Source organism: Tunturiibacter empetritectus (genome assembly GCF_013410875.1).
Taxonomy (GTDB): domain Bacteria; phylum Acidobacteriota; class Terriglobia; order Terriglobales; family Acidobacteriaceae; genus Edaphobacter; species Edaphobacter empetritectus.
The window spans coordinates 877,181-894,162 of the sequence record NZ_JACCCU010000001.1 but is presented as its reverse complement, the minus strand read 5'-3'; the positions used below and the strand labels follow the sequence as shown (position 1 = coordinate 894,162).

15 protein-coding genes are annotated in these 16,982 nt (G+C 60.1%); 9 read left to right on the top strand and 6 right to left on the bottom strand.

Going from position 1 to position 16,982, the window contains the following annotated elements; genetic code table 11:
• Positions 1-96: 96 nt before the first annotated feature.
• On the top strand, positions 97-756 hold the full coding sequence (locus HDF08_RS03805) for a TetR/AcrR family transcriptional regulator (protein ID WP_179637268.1): 660 nt from the start codon (positions 97-99) through the stop codon (positions 754-756).
• On the opposite strand, the gene HDF08_RS03800 is transcribed toward HDF08_RS03805, so the two are convergent.
• The gene (locus HDF08_RS03800) at positions 753-2,039 is read right to left on the bottom strand and encodes a GRP family sugar transporter (protein WP_179637267.1); all 1,287 of its coding nucleotides are present in this window, start codon (positions 2,037-2,039) and stop codon (positions 753-755) included. The two genes, HDF08_RS03805 and HDF08_RS03800, sit on opposite strands and share 4 nt — an antisense overlap.
• A 43-nt stretch (positions 2,040-2,082) precedes the next feature.
• On the bottom strand, positions 2,083-2,211 hold the full coding sequence (locus HDF08_RS21595) for a hypothetical protein (protein ID WP_257030859.1): 129 nt from the start codon (positions 2,209-2,211) through the stop codon (positions 2,083-2,085).
• A 147-nt stretch (positions 2,212-2,358) separates the two neighbouring features.
• Between HDF08_RS21595 and HDF08_RS03795 the strand changes: the two genes are divergently transcribed.
• The 4 genes from HDF08_RS03795 to fdhD all read left to right on the top strand — a co-directional run bounded on the left by HDF08_RS03795 (position 2,359) and on the right by fdhD (position 7,678).
• Positions 2,359-4,473 (top strand): alpha-N-acetylglucosaminidase, encoded by a 2,115-nt coding sequence (locus HDF08_RS03795; RefSeq protein WP_373563117.1) that lies wholly within the window; start codon positions 2,359-2,361, stop codon positions 4,471-4,473.
• Between the two features lie 12 nt (positions 4,474-4,485).
• Complete coding sequence (locus HDF08_RS03790) at positions 4,486-5,676, top strand: acyltransferase family protein (protein ID WP_179638763.1); 1,191 nt, start codon at positions 4,486-4,488, stop codon at positions 5,674-5,676.
• Between the two features lie 65 nt (positions 5,677-5,741).
• A complete protein-coding gene (locus HDF08_RS03785) occupies positions 5,742-6,677 on the top strand; it encodes a carbohydrate kinase family protein (protein WP_179637265.1) in 936 nt (311 codons plus the stop codon).
• Between the two features lie 50 nt (positions 6,678-6,727).
• Entirely contained in the window at positions 6,728-7,678 is a 951-nt protein-coding gene (fdhD, locus tag HDF08_RS03780) for a formate dehydrogenase accessory sulfurtransferase FdhD (RefSeq protein WP_179637264.1), read from the top strand.
• A gap of 61 nt (positions 7,679-7,739) precedes the next feature.
• On the opposite strand, the gene HDF08_RS03775 is transcribed toward fdhD, so the two are convergent.
• The 3 genes from HDF08_RS03775 to HDF08_RS03765 are packed head-to-tail and all read right to left on the bottom strand — an operon-like array spanning position 7,740 to position 11,149.
• Positions 7,740-9,335 carry a Do family serine endopeptidase gene (locus HDF08_RS03775; RefSeq protein ID WP_179637263.1) on the bottom strand — a complete coding sequence of 532 codons (1,596 nt, stop codon included), beginning with the start codon at positions 9,333-9,335 and terminating at the stop codon, positions 7,740-7,742.
• A gap of 33 nt (positions 9,336-9,368) precedes the next feature.
• Complete coding sequence (locus HDF08_RS03770) at positions 9,369-10,748, bottom strand: M56 family metallopeptidase (protein ID WP_179637262.1); 1,380 nt, start codon at positions 10,746-10,748, stop codon at positions 9,369-9,371.
• Positions 10,748-11,149, bottom strand: a complete 402-nt coding sequence (locus HDF08_RS03765) for a BlaI/MecI/CopY family transcriptional regulator (RefSeq protein ID WP_179637261.1) — start codon at positions 11,147-11,149, stop codon at positions 10,748-10,750. Before HDF08_RS03765 ends, HDF08_RS03770 begins: the two co-directional genes overlap by 1 nt.
• A 174-nt stretch (positions 11,150-11,323) precedes the next feature.
• On the opposite strand from HDF08_RS03765, the gene HDF08_RS03760 reads away from it, so the two are divergent.
• The 3 genes from HDF08_RS03760 to HDF08_RS03750 are packed head-to-tail and all read left to right on the top strand — an operon-like array spanning position 11,324 to position 14,917.
• Positions 11,324-11,887, top strand: a complete 564-nt coding sequence (locus HDF08_RS03760; protein ID WP_257030857.1) for an SRPBCC family protein — start codon at positions 11,324-11,326, stop codon at positions 11,885-11,887.
• Entirely contained in the window at positions 11,884-12,843 is a 960-nt protein-coding gene (locus HDF08_RS03755) for a TIGR01777 family oxidoreductase (protein ID WP_179637260.1), read from the top strand. The genes HDF08_RS03760 and HDF08_RS03755 overlap by 4 nt, the downstream gene beginning before the upstream one ends.
• Positions 12,844-12,874: 31 nt before the next feature.
• Positions 12,875-14,917 (top strand): EAL domain-containing protein, encoded by a 2,043-nt coding sequence (locus tag HDF08_RS03750; RefSeq protein WP_179637259.1) that lies wholly within the window; start codon positions 12,875-12,877, stop codon positions 14,915-14,917.
• A 13-nt stretch (positions 14,918-14,930) separates the two neighbouring features.
• Here HDF08_RS03750 and HDF08_RS03745 read toward each other — a convergent pair whose 3' ends face one another.
• Positions 14,931-15,083, bottom strand: coding sequence for a hypothetical protein (locus HDF08_RS03745; RefSeq protein ID WP_179637258.1), 153 nt, complete (start codon positions 15,081-15,083; stop codon positions 14,931-14,933).
• A gap of 185 nt (positions 15,084-15,268) precedes the next feature.
• Here HDF08_RS03745 and HDF08_RS03740 point away from each other — a divergent pair, with 185 nt between their 5' ends.
• Entirely contained in the window at positions 15,269-16,645 is a 1,377-nt protein-coding gene (locus HDF08_RS03740; RefSeq protein ID WP_179637257.1) for an ethanolamine ammonia-lyase subunit EutB, read from the top strand.
• The last annotated feature ends 337 nt before the right edge of the window (positions 16,646-16,982 follow it).

Genomic DNA, 16,982 nt, shown 5'->3' with positions numbered 1-16,982 from the left:
GATCAACCAGCTTGAAAAGCTAGATCGAAGATTAGCAACGGATCAAAACAAAACATGAGGGTTCCCTCAATTTGTTTCCAGAGCTAGAATATGAGCATGTCCTCAACAATGTCAAGCCCAAGGCGGGCTCCCCAGCAGGAGAGGGGCGAACGGCGCGTCGCTCAGTTACTTGATGCAGCTGCGTCTCTGCTGGCTGAAGTCGGCTACGACGCCGCCACCATGACAGAGATCGCCGACCGAGCCAAGGCATCCATCGGAACCGTCTATCAGTACTTTCCCAATAAACCGGCCATCGTCCTCGCACTTCGGGGCCAATACGTCGCAGAGATGGAAGAGCGCTGGACGCACCTCAACGAGGAGGCCGTGGCGGAGATGTCAGCCGAACAAATAGCCCACCGCTTCGTCGAGCTGACGATAGGTTTCGTAGACGAGCACCCCGCCTACTTCGCAATTCTTGACGCCCCCGTAAAATACAAGCGCAGCCCAGAGGCAAGAAACCGATTACGAGAGCGAATTGCTAAGGTATTCCGAAGCAAGAAACCTACCCTCACGCAAGAAGTAGCGTTTCGATTGGCCAACGTCTCCCTGGGCATCATCAAAGGCATGAATAAGCTCTACGCAGAAGCCAGCTCCAAAGAGCGCCAGGAGCTGGTCAAGGAATACAAAATTGCTCTCGCGGCGTATCTCGAGTCGCGTCTGAGCCCATCCCATAAAGATCGAATGCAGAAGAAGTCAATCCCGCGTTCAAAGTCCTAACTGAATCGCGTCCGCCGCCAGAGACTCCATCCTCCAACGAGGAGACTAACCAACAGCAGCACGCTCAGAATCACCACCCAACTCAGGTTCATCGCCAGCGGTGGCACCACCGCGCGAACTCCCAGCGTGATAAAAACTGCAGTGGCCGTCAGAACGATAAGGTAATCCCACCACCGACGCCGTCCGTCTCTCCCGTCAAACTCATCTCCTGCCTGCGCCATCATCGTTCGCTGATAGTCCAGGCCGTACCGATTACACTCTCGCAACACCGCCTCATTCGTCGAGCTTTGCTCCTTCGCTGAAGCAACCGCCGTACTGATCGCGAGTGCACCAAGGATCATGATGACCGACCCTCCAACGACCATCCACCTGTGCTGCCGATCAGCCTTCGCCAACTCACCGAACACCAGCGCACCCCACGCCAGTCCCCAAAGTTGATTCGTATTTGAGAGCGGTATCCCACGCCCGATCCCCACGTACTTCGCCGCAAATTGCTGGAACAGATCGCCCACCACCCAGACGAACCCTCCCAGAAAAAGCCAGAATAAAACCCCAGGCATACGGAACAGTTGAAACGCAGAGGAGTGCACACCGCCGTCCAGAGCCAGCGTCAACGCCAGCACCGTTCCCAGCTCCCCCACCGTAAATATCGTGATAAACGACAGCGGATTCATCCCGCTTAGATAAGCTTTGCGATACGGAACATACATCGTCCCCCACATCAAACTCGCGCCCAACGCCGCAACAACTCCGCGAAGAGCATGACTCCCAATCGCCCCTCCGTGGATCGTGCTGAAGCCCAGCATCACTGCTGCAATCACGATCGCAATCGCGCCAGCCACCACCTTTGCAGTATTCCTTCCGCTCGCTCCCTCCAACTCACGAAACAGAACCCTTCCCCAGAACAACCCAATTAACGAGTTCGCATTCCACATCGGAAACGCAACCGCCAACCCAACATCCCGAATCGCGAATACGGTCAGAGTATTTGCCACCGCCCACAGCGCACCGGCCAGCAGCGCCCATACAATCAAATGCTTTCTCTCCGACAGATCCGCAAAGACATAGCCCGTCCCCTTCAACAGCGTAGGAAAGGTCCACCGCGCCGTGAACACCCCGGCGACCATACACAGAGAGATAGCAAACGGCGAAAACCCTGCGTTCACAAGCTTCGTAGGAGCCTCCGCCGCCCCCAGCCAAACGCCCGCCGTCAATCCGCAGACGACGCCCAGGCCATGCAAAGACAATCCCTCTCGTCTTACCCGCTCCAACGCAATTGCCATTCCACTCCTCAATGCTTTCTTTCAAACCGCCCGTGCTTGCCGTCTAGTGCAGCGCCGCCAGCAGAGCAATCCCCAGCACAAGCACACAGAGAGGCACCAGAAAGTGGCTGTCCGTAGCAATCGCCTTTATCCTTTTTCCGAAACCCAAATCACCCTCCACGATCTTGTCCATACTAAGTGGTTCCGTCCTCCATAAAACTTCGCTACATTGGTGTGCATGCTTCTAAAGCAGTTCCTCGCAATCCCGTTACTTCTCGTCGGTCTTACGATGCGACCCGCATTCGCATCTGCAGAGCGCTCCACAGCACCCGCTGAAGGCGTGCTTAAGCGTCTCATGCCTCATCTCGCGCCACAGATTCAACTCGCTCTCGTCCCAAAGCCCGCTCACAAAAACTACTTCCGCATCACCGGAACACGAGGCCACATTCGCGTCGAAGCCGCCACGCAACCAACCCTGTTATACGGCGTCAACTGGTATCTGAAGTATGTGGCCCACCTGCAGGTCTCGCCAAACGGCTCTCAACTCGGCTCTCCCAACCCTACCCTCCCCGCACCCGACGCACCCATCGAGAGGCCCGCACTCTACTCCTGGCGCTACGCCCTGAATGAAAACGTCGACGGCTACTCCGCTCCCTACTGGGACGAGCAGCGATGGCAGCATGAGATCGACATCCTCGCTCTCAGCGGCACCAACGCCATCCTCATCGAGCGCGGCATGGACCTCGTCCTCTACCAAACCTTTCGCGACGCCGGCTACTCCGACGAGACCATTCGTAACTGGATCGTCCAGCCAGCGCATCAGAACTGGCAGCTCATGGGCAACATGTGCTGCTTCCAGGGCCCCATCTCGAAGGAACTTCTCGAGAAAAGATCGCGTTCAGCACAACAACTCATCGCAATCCTCCGCAGCCTCGGCATCACGCCCGTGCTGCCCGGCTACTACGGCATCGTCCCCGCGGACTTCGCGTCCCTTCACCCCGGCGCGCACGTCATCACGCAAGGCGACTGGAACGGATTCACTCGCCCCGGCTGGCTCGATCCCCGCGATCCAAACTTCGACAAACTCGCCGTGTCCTTCTATCACCATCAACACGAACTCTACGGCGATTCAACCATCTACGACATGGAGATCTTCCAGGAGGGTGGAGCATCCGGCGACGTCCCGGTTCCAGCCGCTGCAAAAAAAGTACAGCAAGCCCTCATGCGCGACCACCCCAACGCACTCTGGATGTTGCTCGGATGGCAGCAAAACCCAACCCAGGAACTCCTCTCCTCCCTCGACACCAGCCACGTCCTTATCGCCGAGATCGAACAGGGCCGCATCCCTCGCGAGGAGCGTGATAAAGAGTTTCGTGGCGCATCCTGGCTCTACGGCGGCCTTTGGGAGTTCGGCGGCCGCACCACCATGGGAGCACCGCTCTATGATTATGCAGTTCGCCTCCCCAAGATGGCCACGCTCCCCGGCAGCCGCATCGTCGGCACTGCCGTCTTCACCGAAGGCATGGACACCAACCCCTTCGCCTTCGACCTCTACACCGAGATGGCCTGGCACACTGATCCAGTCGACCTATCCGAATGGACCAACGCCTACGCGACCCGCCGCTACGGAGCAGATGACCCACACGCTCGTCGCGCCTGGCAGATCCTTCTCAAAACAGCCTACGGCTACCGAGCCGACGGCAACACACAGCACGGCGAACGCGACGCCTCACAAGACTCCGTCTTCAACTCCCAACCCTCCCTTACCGCAACCCGCGCAGCAACCTGGTCTCCCGATGTCCTGCGCTACAACCCAGCAGACTTCGCCCCCGCACTCACCGAACTTCTCGAAGTCGATTCCGCACTACGCTCCACCGAAACCTACCGCTACGACCTCGTCGACGTAGCCCGCCAAACGATGGCCAACGAGAGTCGTCGCCTCTTGCCGCTGATCAAGCAAGCCTACGACTCGAAAGACAAAGTCGCCTTCGTCAGACTCTCGAAAGAGTGGCTTCACGACATGGAGCTCCAAGACCAGCTTCTCCAGGCCAGCCCCTTCTTCCTCCTCGGCAAGTGGCTCTCCTTCGTCCCACCGTGGGCCTCCTCACCCACAGAGCTCGACCGTCTCAACTACGACGCCCGCTCCATCCTTACCACCTGGGGCGACCGCAAGGCAAGCGAGTACGGCCTCCACGAGTACGGCAACCGCGACTGGGCCGGCCTGACCCGCGACTACTACATGGTCCGCTGGCAGATGTACTTCGATTCGCTCTCTACCGCCCTCGATACGGGCGAAGCCCCGAAGACCATCGACTGGTATGCCTTCGGCGACAGTTGGAATCACAGCCGCAAGACCTACGACGCCGAGCCCCATGGCGACCCCTACGCCGCAGCACTCGACATCGCACGCACCCTTCACCTCGCTCCCACTCAACTATCCGAGGCACACCAGTAAACTATGACGACAATGAACGCACCCTCCGAAACCCCCTGGCCCTCTCTCACCGGCGCCCGTCCAGCGCGCCTCCTCTCGGTAGACTTCCTCCGCGGCCTCACCATCGCCTTCATGATCCTCGTCAACAACAACGGCGATGAGCTCCGCGCCTACTGGCCACTCAAGCACGCCGCCTGGAACGGCTTCACCCCAACCGACCTCGTCTTTCCCACCTTCCTCTTTCTCGTCGGCATCTCGACCGTCTTCTCCACGGCCTCAAGACTCGCGCAAGGCGCCACCCGCCAGTCCCTCTTCCTTCACGTCCTGCGCCGCTCCGTCATCCTCTTTCTACTCGGCCTCCTGGTCAACAGCTTCCCCTTCTTCAACCTCCACACCATGCGCTTTTATGGAGTGCTTCCCCGCATCGCCATCTGCTACTTCCTCATCGCCTCGCTCTATCTCCTCAGCCCCGGCTGGCGCAGCAAAGCAGTTCTAGCTGTTTCGGCACTCGCCATCTACTGGGCCCTCATGCGCTTCGTCGCCGTCCCCGGATACGGTGTTCCCACCCATGACATCCCCCTGCTCGACCGCGACGCCAATCTCACCGCATGGCTCGACCGCCAGATCTTCTCCGCCTCTCATCTCTACGAGCACACCCGCGACCCCGAAGGCCTCCTCAGCACCATCCCCGCCCTCGCGACCGCACTCCTAGGCGTTCTCGCCGGCATCTGGTTACGCACCCAGCGCTCGCTCAATCAGAAGATAATCGGCATCGCCACCGCCGGCCTCACCTGCATTCTTCTCGGTGGACTCTGGAACCTCTCCTTCCCCATCAACAAGAAACTCTGGACCAGCTCTTACGTTCTCTTCGCCGGCGGTCTCAGCCTCTCCCTCTTGGCTCTGAGCCTCTTCCTCGTCGATCTACGCAAAAGCAAATCCACCGCACAAAACGCCACCCAAAATCACGACGGCCTCCTCAAACCCTTCTTCATCTTTGGAACCAACGCCATCGTTGCCTACGTCTTCTCCGAGCTACTGGCAGCCGCACTGTCGAGCATTCCGATGCATCCCGGCGTCAACTTGGCACAATCAATCTTTCGCACAATCCTCCAAGCCGTTCCAAACGTGCCCTTCGCCTCTCTGCTTTACGCCCTCGCGTTCGTCGCCGTCTGCTGGCTCTTCGTAGCCGTACTCTACCGCCGCAAAATCTTCATCAAGATCTAAATCACCTTCAACCACATGCGTCCTGTCGATATCGCAGGACGCGCGATTCCATTTACATTGAAGAGATGACGAAACTGTCGAAGGTCGATCTGGTCGGCGTCGGGCTCAACGCCACAGACACCGTCATCCCCTTGGCAAACTACCCCTCACGCGGCTCCAAGGTCGAGTACCAAACCGCCACCATCCTGCCAGGCGGACAAGTAGCATCGACCGTCGTAGCCTGCCAGCGCTGGGGAATCAAAACCCGCTACGTTGGCAAGCTGGGCGACGACGCAGCCGCCGCTCTTCATCGCGAAGCCTTCGCGCACGCAGGTGTCGAGACACAGATCGTCACAGCCGCAGGCGCAGCCAGCCCACAATCTTTAATCCTCGTCGACGCCGGCGGCGAGCGAACCGTCCTCTGCCGACGAGACGAACGGCTCATCCTCCAGCCAACCGACCTCAATCGCGAGTGGATCGTAAACGCCCGAGCCCTTCACGTCGACGGTCACGACACCGCCGCAGCCACCCTCGCAGCCACCTGGGCCCGCGCCGCCGGCATACCAGTTATCGCCGACTTAGACGAGCTCTATCCCGGCGTGGTAGAACTCATCGAAAACATCGACTACCTCATCGTGAGCCGAGACTTTCCCCGCCGCCTCACCTCGGAGCCCAACCTCGAAAAGGCCCTACAGCAAATCCAACGTCGCTATGGATGCACTCTAGTAGCCGCAACGCTAGGCGAAGAAGGCGTAGTCGCCTGGGATGGCAAGCAACTCCACCACACTCCCGCCTACTGCGTCTCCGTAGTCGACACCACCGGTGCCGGCGACATCTTCCACGCAGGATTCATCTACGGCCTCCTGCAAAACTGGCCCCTGTCGCGCCAACTCGACTTCGCCTGCGCCGCCGCTGCTCTGAACTGCACCGCAGTCGGAGCCAGAGGCGGAATCCAACCCCTCGAAACCATCGAAGATCTAATGAAAACCGGCTCACGACACCACGCACCTCACTACGTCTAAGTCCCTTCCCTAAGCCAACTGTCATGTCGTTCCGAAGGACTCACGCGCTCATGAAGAGCTCCGACCCCACTCAAAATCCGCAGCCAAATTTTCAAACGAATCCGGAGCTAAACCGAGCCACCCACCCGGTCTCCATCGAAAAGGTTCTCGGCCTCAGCTCGCATCACGCCCACGATGCCCTCGCCGTCGAGGAGCCCCTCGAGATACAACTGGCCCACGGCCCTCTCGGCGCACGATCCGTAAAGTCCATCTCCGTCACCATGCGCACACCCGGCCACGACTTCGACCTAGCCGCAGGCTTCCTCATGACCGAAGGAGTCGTGCACGACCCCAACGACATCGACCAGATCGTCTACCTCGCCAACAGCGCCGAACTCCCCGCAGCAAATCTCCAAACACAGAGCGCGCTCCCGTATCGACCAGAAAAAAACGTCGTCCGAGTAGACCTCGCACCCTCCGTAGCCGTAAGCCTCGCCAACCTAGAGCGCAACTTCTACACCACCTCTAGCTGCGGCATCTGCGGCAAAGCCTCTCTGCTAGCACTCCAGACCGTCTGTCCCCCGCGCAGAAAAAACGTCTTTCAAATCGAAACCGAAGTTCTCTATCAGCTCCCAAATCATCTGCGCCAGGCCCAAACCCTCTTCAATCAAACCGGCGGAATCCACGGCGCAGCTCTCTTCAACGCAACCGGCGAACTCCTCGCCGTACGCGAAGACGTAGGCCGTCACAACGCAGTCGACAAGCTCCTAGGCGCAGAGTTTCTAGCCGACCGCACACCCCTCCGCGACACTCTGCTTCTACTCTCCGGCCGAGCCAGCTTCGAGCTCCTTCAAAAAGCCCTCATGGGCGGAGTCTCCATGGTCGCCTCCGTAGGCGCTCCCTCCAGCCTCGCCGCTCAAGTCGCAAAAGACTTCAACATCGCCCTCGTAGGTTTCCTCCGCGAAGGTCACTTCAACATCTACAACGGTGCTGAACACGTCCTCGGCCATACATCCGACTGAGCACGACACGCAAAAGAAAGGCCGCCGCGATCTCCCGCAGCGGCCCAAGATACATCAGCGATTACATCCCACTCTGGTTCCCTGCATCAGGATGAACCACGCGGTAACTCGCTCCGCCCTGCGACCAGACCAGCAGCAACAGATCCTTCCCAGTAGCATTCGCATGGGCTGCATTCACAAACTGCTCCGCCGAAGTCACAGGATGCCGATCCACTTCAAGAATCACATCTCCGGGAGCAAGGCTCGCATCATCAGCCGGGCTCCCCGGACGGACGCTCTGAATCGCAACCCCCTGCACCTGCGAAGGAATATGCAGTTGCTGCCGCACATCAGGAGTCAACTCAGCCACCGCCAGCCCAAGCTTCCCCTTCTGCGGACCCGCACCCTCACCATTGCTCGCAACCTCAGCATCCTTATGAAACTCGCCGACCTTCACATTCAAAGTCTGCGAAGATCCATTGCGAATGATGCCCAAAGCAATCTGTGTCCCCGGAGTATCTTCGCTCACCGCAACCTGCAGCGCGCCTCCGTTGATCACCTTCTGCCCATTCAGCTCATCGATTACGTCCCCGTTCTTCAGCCCCGCCTGAGCCGCCGGAGAATCCGGTGACACCTGTGTCACAATCGCTCCCGTCGCCTCCTTCAGGTTAAAAAAGCTCGCATTCTCTGGCGTCACATCGTTCATGCTGATCCCGAGATAGCCATGATGCACCGCACCCGTCTTGATCAACTGCTCCGCCGTCGCCCTCACCATCTGCGAAGGAATCGCAAACCCCGCGCCCGCAAATGCGCCGCCGCTCGAGATGATGAAGGTATTGATTCCGACCAGCTCGCCGCGCGCATTCACCAGCGGCCCACCTGAGTTGCCAGGATTGATCGCCGCATCAGTCTGGATATACCCGCCAGGCTTGCGCGCATCATCGCGATAAGGATTCTGCCGATCCACCGCGCTCACAATGCCCCGCGTCACCGAAAACTGAAAGTATCCAAACGGACTACCGAAAGCCAGCACAGTCTGTCCCGGCTTCAGCTTCGTCGAATCACCCCAGGCAATGCTCGGCAGATCATGCGCATCCACCTTGATCACCGCGATGTCGGTCAGAGGATCATGCCCTACCAACTTCGCCTTTAGCACCCGCCGGTCATGCAGCGTCACCTTCATCTCCACCGCGCCATCGACCACGTGATTGTTCGTCACGATATATCCATCCGGCGAGATGATGATTCCGCTGCCAATTCCATGCTCCAGCTGAGGCTGCTGCGGCCGCTGTTGCATCATCCCCGGCGGCAGTTGTCCAAAGAACTGTTGAAGACCCGGCGGCAACGTCTGCCCCTGTCCTTGCTGTGGACCATCTTCCTGATCGCCACCCGTCTCATGCTCCGACTCCGAAGACCCACGCGACGTGACCGCCACATTCACCACCGCAGGCGTAACCCGCGCCGCAACCGCCTCTACCGCGTTGTCCAGCGCAACCAGCGACGAGACACTATTGTCATCCATCGGAGCAGGTGACGCGATCGGTGATGCAATCATTGCCGCATGCACACCATTGTGATGAACGAATATTCCAGCTGCCAGCACCAGAGCCGCGGCAGCACCTGCAGGAACGGCAATCCGTCCTGCCTTACCTACTAATTTATTAGTTTCAAACGACATGATTGATCCTCACGACAGCTCCTACAGCATTGTTTAAAGTTGAATGACCAGCCAACCGCCCGCAGTAGGCACGGCTGCAAACGAAGAAGAAAACACCCGCTCACTCGACACCGTGAGCACCATCCTTGGCTGCGACGACTCCTCCCAAGAGGTCAGCACAACCCATCCCTGCATCTGTTGCGCCCGCCGCATCGCTCGATCCTGCTTCACACGCAGGAGAGCAGCCGACGGCACAGCATGACGTCGCTTGGCAGTTACTGCACTCTTCTGCTGTGGCAACTGCCCAGCCGTCTTCGTCGGCATGGAAGCCTTCAGTAGCGTCTCATGCGCTGCCTCTGCCACCATTGCAGCTGTGCTCGTCCTCGAAGCAGGAAGTGAAGAAGAAAATCCAACCGCCTGATACCCCGCGCTATCCGCAGCGAAATTCCGCGCATCCGCATGCAAAGGAGCCACACCACCGGAGAAGGAAACCACCTGCGGACAGCGCGAAAGCTCAGCCGCACCGCCGACCAGTCCCAGCACCAGCACACACATCACCACGCGAGCCTGCGTCCTGCCCATTCCCTCGCTGCGCCGCAAAATACTATGCACTCTCTGCGCCAGCTCCGACCGTCTCTCCCACGCACCCAGCGAAAGCGCCACTGCTCTCCGTCCAAGCCGCTGCTCCACCAGCCCCGTCAGGCAAGTCGCATAAGCCTTCGGAGCCTTCGTCAATCGCAGCACCGCATCGTCACACGCCAGCTCCCGTTCAAAGCACAGCCTTCGCTCAATCCACAGCAAAGCCGGATTCAGCGGCACCAGCACCAGGCCAATCTTTTGCACTAGGTTCATCCAGTCATCGGCCCGCCGCAGATGCCCCATCTCATGCAGCACAACCTGCTCCAACTCCACCGAAGTAAGCCGCTCATACACCTCAAGCGGAATCAAGATCCGCGGCGAAAAAAATCCAATCACACTCGGCCGGTCCACATCCACCGACGTGCAAAGCGTCACCCCACGCCATCCCGCCGCCACCAGCGAAGAACCCCATCCCGAACCCATCTCCACCGGCGTCGCGCGCTTCCATATCCCGCGCAGCTGCACCGCACCCATCGCCAGCCTCACTGCGCGCACCAACGAAACAGCCAGCCACAGCCCAGCAATCGCGAAGCTCCAACGCACATCTACATGCACCACTGCGCCAGCCGCCTCACCACCAGCATTCGCTCCATAAGCATGAAGCAACGGCAGCAACGCCAGAACCGCAAATACCGCGGTCCACACTGCAAACCGGATCGCCGCTGTCGTCTTCGGCATCAGCCGCAAACACATCCCCACACCAGCCGCCAACACCAGCCCCTGCCACAACCCCGACACCACCGACCCAGCCGCAACGCGCGACAGACCCTCGGCACCATGCAGAAAGTTCACCATCACAGCTCATCTCCCGCGCGGTCATCCGCAGCCGCCGCAATCGCCTCTTTCAACCGCTGTAGCTCTTCCGCCGTAACCTCGTCATCCCCCAGCAGCGACAGCAGCAGCTTCTCTCTCGAGTTCCCAAAGAACCGCTGCATCATGTGACGAACCTCCGACCGGCTCGCCTCCTGCTCCGCAACGCACGGACTATACAGAAAAGCCCTGCCCTCCTGCCGATGCCGCACATACCCCTTCTGCTCCAGGATCCGAATCGTCGTCAACACCGAGTTGTAAGCCAGCGCCGCCCCCTCGGGCATCGCAGCCACCAGCTCCCCCACAGCCGACTCGCCACGCGCCCACAAGATCTTCATGAGCCGTAACTCAGCCTCGGTCAACGTGATGGACTTCTTTGGCGGCATACCCTCTCATAGCTCAGCCATCTCTCAACGGAAAGTGGCCGAAATTGACTCAAAGGAGAGACGACCAACTAATCCATTAGTTAGCACAGCCACAAAATTATCTCGTCCCCAAGCCACTCCATCCGAAAGCACCTTCGTGGCACATTTACTCTTGTTGGGAGGGCGACACCGACGATGATCCACATCGACGAGATCACAACGATCGCTGCCCCCATCCAACGCTGCTTCGATCTCTCCCGCAGCGTTGAAGTCCATCTCCTCGCCAACATCCACTCCGGCGAACAGGCCCTCGCGATTGGCGGTCTGACCTCCGGCCTCACCGACCTCTCCGACCAGGTCACTTGGCGCGCCAAACACTTCGGCACCTGGCAAAATCTCACCAACGAAGTCACCGCCATCGAACCACCAACCTACTTCCAGGTCACCATGACCAAGGGAATCTTCCGTTCCATGCAGGCAGATCACATCTTCCGCACCCTTCCCTCCGGCGAAACCAAAATGCAGGATCTCCTCCGCATCGCCGCGCCACTTCCTATCCTCGGTCCTCTGGCCGAATTGCTCTTTCTCCGCAGCTACATGCTGTCGCTCGTCCGCGAACGAAACGCAGTCATCAAACAACTCGCCGAATCCTCCGACTGGCAGCGTTATCTGCCAACCCAGAGCGATCCGCCACCACTCCAGACCGCACCCGCGACCACAGCGACGGACCAAACAGCACACAGGCAAACGCGCTCATGAAGATCGTCATTCCCGGCGGCACCGGCCAGGTAGGCCACATCCTCGCCCGTCATTTTCACAACCAGGGCCACACCGTCATCGTCTTCAGTCGCACCCCCCACACCGCTCCCTGGCGAATCGTCCCATGGAACGGCCTCACCACCGGCCCATGGGTCGCCGAACTCGAACAAAGCGACGTCTGCATCAACCTCGCCGGCCGCAGCGTCAACTGTCGTTACACCCCCGCCAACCGCCGCGCCATCTTCGACTCTCGCGTCCTCTCCACAAAAATCCTCAGCGAAGCCATCGCCTCCCTCAAACACCCACCCACCGTCTGGCTCAACGCAAGTACCGCCACCATCTATCGCCACTCCCTCGATCGCCCCATGGACGAGGCCACCGGCGAACTCGGCGGCAACGAGCCCGGCGCACCCGATACCTGGAACTTCTCCATCGAAGTAGCCAAAGCCTGGGAGTCCTCTTTCTTCGCGAATCCGCTCCCACGCACCCGCAAAGTCGCCTTACGCAGCGCGATGACCTTCAGCCCCGACCCTGGAGGAGTCTTCGACGTCTTTCTCAATCTCGTTCGCCACGGCCTCGGAGGCACCAACGCACCCGGCACTCAATTCGTCTCCTGGATCCACGAGGCCGACTTCCTCCGCGCCGTCGAGTTCCTCATCGCCACCCCATCCCTCACCGGCCCAGTCAACCTCGCCTCACCAAATCCCCTCCCCAATCGCGACTTCCTCCATATCCTTCGCGAAGCCTGGGGCACTCGCATCGGTATACCCACAGCGCCGTGGATGCTCGAGATCGGCACCTTCCTCCTGCGCACCGAATCTGAGCTCGTCCTCAAAAGCCGCCAGGTCATCCCCGGCCGTCTCCTCAACGTCGGCTTCCAGTTCACCTACCCCGACTGGCCCTCCGCCGCCCGCGATCTTGTCGCCCGATGGCGATCCCAGAAATTCCCTGTATAACTTGCATCCGGGCCGTAGTATCGTCGTTGCCATGGCTGCTGAAGACGCGAACGATCTGCGTAGAGCGCTTGAGAAGAACGAAATTATCCCGTATTTTCAACCTCTGGTAGAGCTGCGCACAGGACTGCTCAGCGGATTCGAAGTCCTCGCGCGCTGGCAGCATCCCAACCGCGGCCTCATCACCCCCAACGAATTCATCCCACTCGCCGAAGACGCCGGCCTCAACGGTCTACTCACCGGAAATCTCCTCCGAGCCGTATTCGCCGCCGCCCAAGACATCCCCGGACATCTCACCCTCTCAGTCAACATCTCCCTCACCCAGCTCACCGACTTCTCCCTCCCCAAACACATCCGCGCCGCCGCCGAGCAAGCCAGCTTCCCCCTCAACCGCCTCATCCTCGAGATCACCGAGAGCGCCCTCGTCGCCAACACCGAGCAAGCCTACCGCATCGCCACCGAACTCAAAGAGCAAGGCTCCCGTCTCGCCCTCGACGACTTCGGCACCGGCTACTCCAGCCTCCGCCACCTCCAGTCCCTCCCCTTCGACGAGCTCAAAATCGACGCCAGCTTCGTCCGCTCCATGGGCCACACCCGCGAGAGCCGCAAGATCGCCGCCGCCATCGTCGGCCTCGGCAACAGTCTCAGCCTCACTACCGTAGCCGAAGGCATCGAAAGCCAGACCACAGCCGACATGCTCCTCTGGCTCGGCTGCGACCTCGGACAGGGCTGGCTCTACGGTCGCCCCGTCCCCCCCGAGCAACTCCCCGAAGTCCTCGCCGCCAGACTCGACCCAGCCCCTCCAATCCCCGAGCCGCGCTCTCCCGCAGCCGACTCCACCCTTCCCCTCCGCCTCGAAGCTCTTCCCACCCAACGCCTCGCCCAGCTCAACGCCATCTACGACGGTGTCCCCGTCGGCCTCTGTTTTATCGACCGCAACCTGCGTTACGTCAGCGTCAACAAGCGCCTCGCCGAGATGCATCACCTCCCCGTAGCCGCCCACCTCGGCCGTTATGTCTCCGAAGTCATGGCCTCTGTCTTCCCCCTCTGCGAGCCCTACCTGCTGCGCGCCCTCAACGGCGAAGCCAGCAACAACCTCGAAATCTGCTACCCCGACCCCAACCCCCTCAACGAAAAACGCACCCACCTCATCTCCTTCCACCCCGCCCGCGATGAGGCCAACGAAGTCATCGGCATCTCCGTCTCAGTCGTCGATATCACCCGCCGCAAGCAGGCCGAGCAAGCCCTCGCCGAAAGCGAAGACCACTTCCGCCACACCGTCGAGCTCAACCCTCAGGTTCCCTGGACCGCCGACCCCAACGGGGTCATCCTCGACGTCAGCGCACGATGCGAAGAGATCACCGGCATCTCGAAGTACGAGATGATTCATGGCGGCTGGCCGCGCATCGTTCACCCCGACGACCTTCCGTGCGCAATCGACCAGTGGTACGAGTCGGTCCGCACCGGAGTCGTCTACGACTCGGAGTACCGCATCCTCAGCCGGGACGGCGCCTGGCGCTGGATGCGGTCCCGCGCCTCGCCGCGCCGCGACGAACAGGGAAAGATCACCCGCTGGTACGGTACCGTCGAAGATGTCGACGACCACAAACGCGCCGAAGAGGCTCACCGCCGCAGCGAAGCCCGCCTTCAGGCAGTCTTCGATGCAGTTCCAGTGGGTCTGGTCATCGCAGAAGCTCCTCATGGCAACGTCGTCATGAGCAACCCGCGCGCGGAAGATATTCTCCGCACCGCCGTCGCTCCACCGTCCCTGATCGACGACTTCTACACCCCGCCGCAAACCTTCGAGCCGCGCCATACCACTCGCCGCGAGACCGAGTACCCTCTCGCAAACGCCATCATGAATGGGGAAACTCTAGGTCCAGAGCAGCATCTCCGCCACTACAGCGACGGCACCAGCGCCTGGATCAGCCTCACCGCAGTTCCCATCATCGACAGCGATGGAAGAGTCTCAGGCGGCGTCGTCACTATTCAAGACATCGACAAAGACAAACGCGAGATGCAAAACCTCTCCGACCTCAACTCCGTTCTAAAAACAAAACTCGAAACCCATCGATAGATCTGCAATATCGTCACTCCGTTGCAGTTGTTTTTTTTGTTTGCAGTTGCGGTTGTCGTTGCAGTGCAGTTGCAGTTGTCGTTGTCTGCTCTTTTGTTGTCATTCCGCAGCGCAGCGGAGGAATCTGCTTTTGTTTTTCTTCACCAAACACAAGCTTTTTCTTCACCAAACACATGCTCTGTCATTCTGAGCGCAGCGAAGAATCCCCGCATTTGCTTTTGCCGTTGTCTGTTTCTGAAATCCCCGACAAAAGCAGCTATCGAGAGTACCCAAGCCGCCAACTCCCGACCAACAAGAAGACCTGCTCGCAGTGCAGACCGGTTCCCATCCAACCTGCTAGCGTAGTACCCAATGGCCCACGCCCACACCATAGCGAGTGTCCGCTACACCTTCAACTCCCTCGCCGATCTCCTCGCCAAAGCCACCCCCGCCCGCTCCGGCGACGAGCTGGCAGGCATCGCCGCCACCACCGCCCAGCAACGAGTAGCCGCGCAGCGTACCCTCGCCGATCTCCCCCTCACCCACTTCCTCAATGAAGCCATCGTCCCCTACGAGACCGACGAAGTCACTCGCCTCATCCTCGACACCAGCCGCACTCCCGCCGCCACCACGGCCTTCGCCGCAATCTCCAGCCTCACCGTAGGCGAACTCCGCGACCACCTCCTCTCCGACGCAGCCACTACCGCCAGTCTCACCGCCCTCGCCCCCGGTCTCACCCCGGAGATGGCCGCCGCCGTCTCCAAACTCATGCGCCTGCAGGACCTCATCCTCGTAGCCCGAAAAATATCCGTAGTCACAAAGTTCCGCACCACCGTAGGCCTGCCCGGCCGTCTCTCCACCCGCCTCCAACCCAATCACCCCACAGACGACCCAGCCGGAATCGCCGCCTCCATCCTCGACGGCCTCCTTCTCGGCTCCGGCGACGCCGTCATCGGCATCAACCCCGTCTCCGACAACGTCGACACCCTCACCACCCTCCTCCACCTCATCGATCACATCCGCCGCCGCTATGAGATCCCCACCCAATCCTGCGTCCTCGCCCACCTCACCACCCAGATGCAGGCCATGCAGCAGGGCGCCCCGCTCGACCTCCTCTTCCAATCCATCGGCGGCACCGAAGCCACCAACACCAGCTTCGGCATCAACCTCGCTCTCCTCGAAGAAGCCCACCAGCAAGCCCGCAGCCTCAACCGCGCACCGGAAAATCCCACTCCCAACATCATGTACTTCGAAACCGGCCAGGGCAGCAGCCTAAGCGCGGGCGCCCACCTCGGAGTCGGAGGCCAAGGTATAGACCAGCAGACCCTCGAAGCCCGAGCCTACGCCGTAGCCCGCCACTTCAAGCCCATGCTCGTCAACACCGTCGTAGGCTTCATCGGCCCCGAGTATCTCTACGACGGCAAGCAGATCCTCCGCGCCGGCCTCGAAGACCACCTCTGCGGCAAGCTCCTCGGCCTCTCCATGGGCTGCGACATCTGCTACACCAACCACGCCGAAGCCGACCAGGACGACATGGACGCTCTCCTCACCATGCTTGGCGCCGCCGGCGTCAACTACATCATGGGCGTCCCCGGAGCCGACGACATCATGCTCAACTACCAGAGCACCTCCTTCCACGACGCCCTCTACCTCCGCCGCCTCCTCAACCTCCGCCCCGCCCCCGAGTTCGAAGCCTGGCTCAACACCGCCGCCCCCCACCGCCTCACGCTACCCGCTATGCTCCCCTAAGAACTTGCCTTCTAACCTCTGTCTTTCTGAGCGAAGTGAAGAACCCCGCATCTGCCGTTGCCTGATCTTAGCCTCGCAGCCACAATCCATCGGGTGCCCCATCCATCGCGCACTTTGCGATGGGTGGGAATGTAAACTCTTCCCCAGCCATCTTTTACACTTGCACTTGCTTTTATCTCTGCCGTTGCTTGTCTTTTTGCTTGTCATCCCGCAAGGATCTGCTTTTTTGCACTTGCGTTTGCATTTTGCTCGTTCTTCACCTCCCCAAAAAATCGTCATCTCGACCGAAGGCGGCGCACTTTGCCGCCGCAGTGGAGAGACCCCCGCATTTCGCTCA

Coding starts and splice junctions, on each gene's coding strand:
- HDF08_RS03805 (WP_179637268.1), top strand. CDS start 97: ATGTCCTCAACAATGTCAAGCCCAAGGCGGGCTCCCCAGCAGGAGAGG.
- HDF08_RS03800 (WP_179637267.1), bottom strand. CDS start 2,039: ATGGCAATTGCGTTGGAGCGGGTAAGACGAGAGGGATTGTCTTTGCAT.
- HDF08_RS21595 (WP_257030859.1), bottom strand. CDS start 2,211: ATGGACAAGATCGTGGAGGGTGATTTGGGTTTCGGAAAAAGGATAAAG.
- HDF08_RS03790 (WP_179638763.1), top strand. CDS start 4,486: ATGAACGCACCCTCCGAAACCCCCTGGCCCTCTCTCACCGGCGCCCGT.
- HDF08_RS03785 (WP_179637265.1), top strand. CDS start 5,742: ATGACGAAACTGTCGAAGGTCGATCTGGTCGGCGTCGGGCTCAACGCC.
- fdhD (WP_179637264.1), top strand. CDS start 6,728: ATGAAGAGCTCCGACCCCACTCAAAATCCGCAGCCAAATTTTCAAACG.
- HDF08_RS03775 (WP_179637263.1), bottom strand. CDS start 9,335: ATGTCGTTTGAAACTAATAAATTAGTAGGTAAGGCAGGACGGATTGCC.
- HDF08_RS03770 (WP_179637262.1), bottom strand. CDS start 10,748: ATGGTGAACTTTCTGCATGGTGCCGAGGGTCTGTCGCGCGTTGCGGCT.
- HDF08_RS03765 (WP_179637261.1), bottom strand. CDS start 11,149: ATGCCGCCAAAGAAGTCCATCACGTTGACCGAGGCTGAGTTACGGCTC.
- HDF08_RS03760 (WP_257030857.1), top strand. CDS start 11,324: ATGATCCACATCGACGAGATCACAACGATCGCTGCCCCCATCCAACGC.
- HDF08_RS03755 (WP_179637260.1), top strand. CDS start 11,884: ATGAAGATCGTCATTCCCGGCGGCACCGGCCAGGTAGGCCACATCCTC.
- HDF08_RS03750 (WP_179637259.1), top strand. CDS start 12,875: ATGGCTGCTGAAGACGCGAACGATCTGCGTAGAGCGCTTGAGAAGAAC.
- HDF08_RS03740 (WP_179637257.1), top strand. CDS start 15,269: ATGGCCCACGCCCACACCATAGCGAGTGTCCGCTACACCTTCAACTCC.